This window comes from Aureivirga marina (assembly GCF_015767265.1).
GTDB classification, from domain to species: domain Bacteria; phylum Bacteroidota; class Bacteroidia; order Flavobacteriales; family Flavobacteriaceae; genus Aureivirga; species Aureivirga marina.
In genome coordinates, this window is sequence record NZ_JADPIB010000014.1 from 1,602 (window position 1) to 5,084 (window position 3,483).

A 3,483-nucleotide genomic window follows, 5' to 3' on the forward strand; every position below is an offset into this window, starting at 1 on the left:
AATAATAAAGACTTAACTATAAAGTCTCGTAGCTCAGCTGGTTAGAGCGCTACACTGATAATGTAGAGGTCGGCAGTTCGAGCCTGCCCGAGACTACTAGTTTTTATTATGGGAGAGTTAAGGTTAAGTAAATTGACCACGGAACCTAAACACTCAAAGCCATGGGGGATTAGCTCAGCTGGCTAGAGCGCTTGCCTTGCACGCAAGAGGTCATCGGTTCGACTCCGATATTCTCCACATGATCTGTAAAGATTAAAACGTTCATTGACATATTGAAATAATTGATATCGTAAGATAGATAATCGAGAAAAATATAATAAAAAAGTAAATCTTGTTTCGTAAGGAATAAGATGCAAAAAGTACAATAAGCTAAATAAGGGCGTATGGCGGATGCCTAGGCTCTCAGAGGCGATGAAGGACGTGATAAGCTGCGATAAGCTGCGGGGATTGGCACGTACGAAGTGATCCGCAGATTTCCGAATGAGGCAACTCACTATGCTGAAGGCATAGTATCCGAAAGGAGGCAAACCCGGCGAACTGAAACATCTAAGTAACCGGAGGAAGAGAAAACAATAGTGATTCCGTTAGTAGTGGCGAGCGAACGCGGATTAGCCCAAACCAATGTTGTTACGGCAATATTGGGGTTGTAGGACCACGATATTTGATGCGGAGCGAATAAGAATCAACTGGAAAGTTGAACCGAAGAGGGTGATAGTCCCGTATTGGTAAGCGAAGATATTGATAGTGGTATCCTGAGTAGCGCGGGACACGAGTAATCCTGTGTGAATCTACCAGGCCCATCTGGTAAGGCTAAATACTCCTGAGAGACCGATAGTGAACAAGTACCGTGAGGGAAAGGTGAAAAGAACCCTAAGAAAGGGAGTGAAAGAGATCCTGAAACCGTACGCCTACAAGCGGTCGGAGCTAAAATTCGTTTTAGTGACGGCGTGCCTTTTGCATAATGAGCCTACGAGTTACTGTTATTAGCAAGGTTAATTGATTCAGTCAAGGAGCCGAAGCGAAAGCGAGTCTGAATAGGGCGTATAGTTAGTAGTAGTAGACGCGAAACCGAGTGATCTACCCATGGGCAGGTTGAAGCTGTGGTAACACACAGTGGAGGACCGAACCAGTTGACGTTGAAAAGTCTTTGGATGACCTGTGGGTAGGGGTGAAAGGCCAATCAAACTCGGAAATAGCTCGTACTCCCCGAAATGCATTTAGGTGCAGCGATATGTATAGTTTTATAGAGGTAGAGCTACTGATTGGATGCGGGGGCTTCACCGCCTACCAATTCCTGACAAACTCCGAATGCTATAAAATGTTTCATATCAGTGAGGGCATGGGTGCTAAGGTCCATGTCCGAGAGGGAAAGAACCCAGACCATCAGCTAAGGTCCCCAAATGTATGCTAAGTTGAATAAACGAGGTTTGACTACCTAGACAGCTAGGATGTTGGCTTGGAAGCAGCCATTCATTTAAAGAGTGCGTAACAGCTCACTAGTCGAGTGGTCAAGCATGGATAATAATCGGGCATAAGTATACTACCGAAGCTATGGACTTATTAATAAGTGGTAGGGGAGCATTGTAGCGGCGCCGAAGGTGAACTGTGAGGTTTGCTGGAGCTTCTACAAAAGAAAATGTAGGCATAAGTAACGATAATGCGGGCGAGAAACCCGCACACCGAAAGACTAAGGTTTCCACAGCGATGCTAATCAGCTGTGGGTTAGTCGGGTCCTAAGGCGCACCCGAAAGGGGAAGTCGATGGCTAACAGGTTAATATTCCTGTACTTCTTATAATTGCGATGGAGGGACGGAGTACTGAAAGTGTCGCGAACTGACGGAATAGTTCGTTGAATCGTTTAGGTATTGGTTTGGTAGTTAAATGCGCCGAACTAGCTAAGACGAGATAGTACTGCAATGCTTCGGCTGCGCAGATAGTGCACGTAAGGACTTCCAAGAAAATCTTCTAAGCTTCAGATTATAAGAACCCGTACCGTAAACCGACACAGGTAGTTGGGATGAGAATTCTAAGGTGCTCGAGAGATTCATGGCTAAGGAACTAGGCAAAATCGACCTGTAACTTCGGGAGAAAGGTCGCCAGCAGCGATGCTGGCCGCAGTGAAAAGGTCCAGGCGACTGTTTATCAAAAACACAGGGCTCTGCTAAATAGAAATATGATGTATAGGGCCTGACACCTGCCCGGTGCTGGAAGGTTAAGTGGAGGGTTTAGCCTTTGGCGAAGATCTGAAATGAAGCCCCAGTAAACGGCGGCCGTAACTATAACGGTCCTAAGGTAGCGAAATTCCTTGTCGGGTAAGTTCCGACCTGCACGAATGGTGCAACGATCTGGACACTGTCTCAGCCATGAGCTCGGTGAAATTGTAGTATCGGTGAAGATGCCGATTACCCGCTACGGGACGAAAAGACCCCGTGAACCTTTACTATAGCTTAGTATTGACTTTGGATAAGTAATGTGTAGGATAGGTGGGAGACATTGAAGCGGCGTCGCTAGGCGTTGTGGAGTCATTGTTGAAATACCACCCTTTGCTTATCTGAAGCCTAACTCAGAGATGAGAACAGTGCTTGGTGGGTAGTTTGACTGGGGTGGTCGCCTCCAAAAGAGTAACGGAGGCTTCTAAAGGTACCCTCAACACGCTTGGTAACCGTGTGTAGAGTGCAATGGCATAAGGGTGCTTGACTGAGAGACCTACAAGTCGATCAGGTAGGAAACTAGAGCATAGTGATCCGGTGGTTCCGCATGGAAGGGCCATCGCTCAAAGGATAAAAGGTACTCCGGGGATAACAGGCTGATCTCCCCCAAGAGCTCACATCGACGGGGGGGTTTGGCACCTCGATGTCGGCTCGTCACATCCTGGGGCTGGAGAAGGTCCCAAGGGTTGGGCTGTTCGCCCATTAAAGTGGCACGCGAGCTGGGTTCAGAACGTCGTGAGACAGTTCGGTCTCTATCTGTAGCGGGCGTTAGAAATTTGCGTGGATCTGACTCTAGTACGAGAGGACCGAGTTGGACGAACCTCTGGTGTATCAGTTGTTCCGCCAGGAGCACTGCTGAGTAGCTACGTTCGGAAGGGATAAGCGCTGAAAGCATATAAGCGCGAAACCCACCACAAGATGAGATTTCTTTATAAGGGTCGTGGGAGACTACCACGTTGATAGGCTATAGGTGTAAAGGCAGTAATGTCATAGCCAAGTAGTACTAATAACCCGTAGGCTTATGTACTAGCCGCTTTTTTATAAATGATCAAGATTAACTATATACACGATAAAAATTATTTCAATATGTTACCTTTTTAAGGTGATTATTGCGGTAGGGCTCACCTCTTTCCATTCCGAACAGAGAAGTTAAGCCTACCAGCGCAGATGGTACTGCCTTTGGTGGGAGAGTATGTCATCGCCTTTTTTTGAATCCTGATTCTTTTTTTGAATCAGGATTTTTTTTTGCTTTGAATTGAGATTTGACTTCGCT

At 46.5% G+C, this 3,483-nt stretch carries 2 tRNA genes and 2 rRNA genes; all 4 read left to right on the forward strand.

Annotation, left to right across the window (positions count from 1 at the left end):
- Window positions 1–22: 22 nt before the first annotated feature.
- The 4 genes from I1A51_RS17530 (at window position 23) to rrf (ending at window position 3,417) form a co-directional block, all read left to right on the forward strand.
- Window positions 23–96: transfer RNA gene (locus tag I1A51_RS17530), tRNA-Ile, on the forward strand.
- A gap of 67 nt (window positions 97–163) precedes the next feature.
- Window positions 164–237 (forward strand) — tRNA-Ala (locus I1A51_RS17535).
- 125 nt (window positions 238–362) lie between these two features.
- Window positions 363–3,237 (forward strand): 23S ribosomal RNA (locus tag I1A51_RS17540).
- Window positions 3,238–3,308: 71 nt separating this feature from the next.
- Window positions 3,309–3,417 (forward strand): 5S ribosomal RNA (gene rrf / locus I1A51_RS17545).
- The last annotated feature ends 66 nt before the right edge of the window (window positions 3,418–3,483 follow it).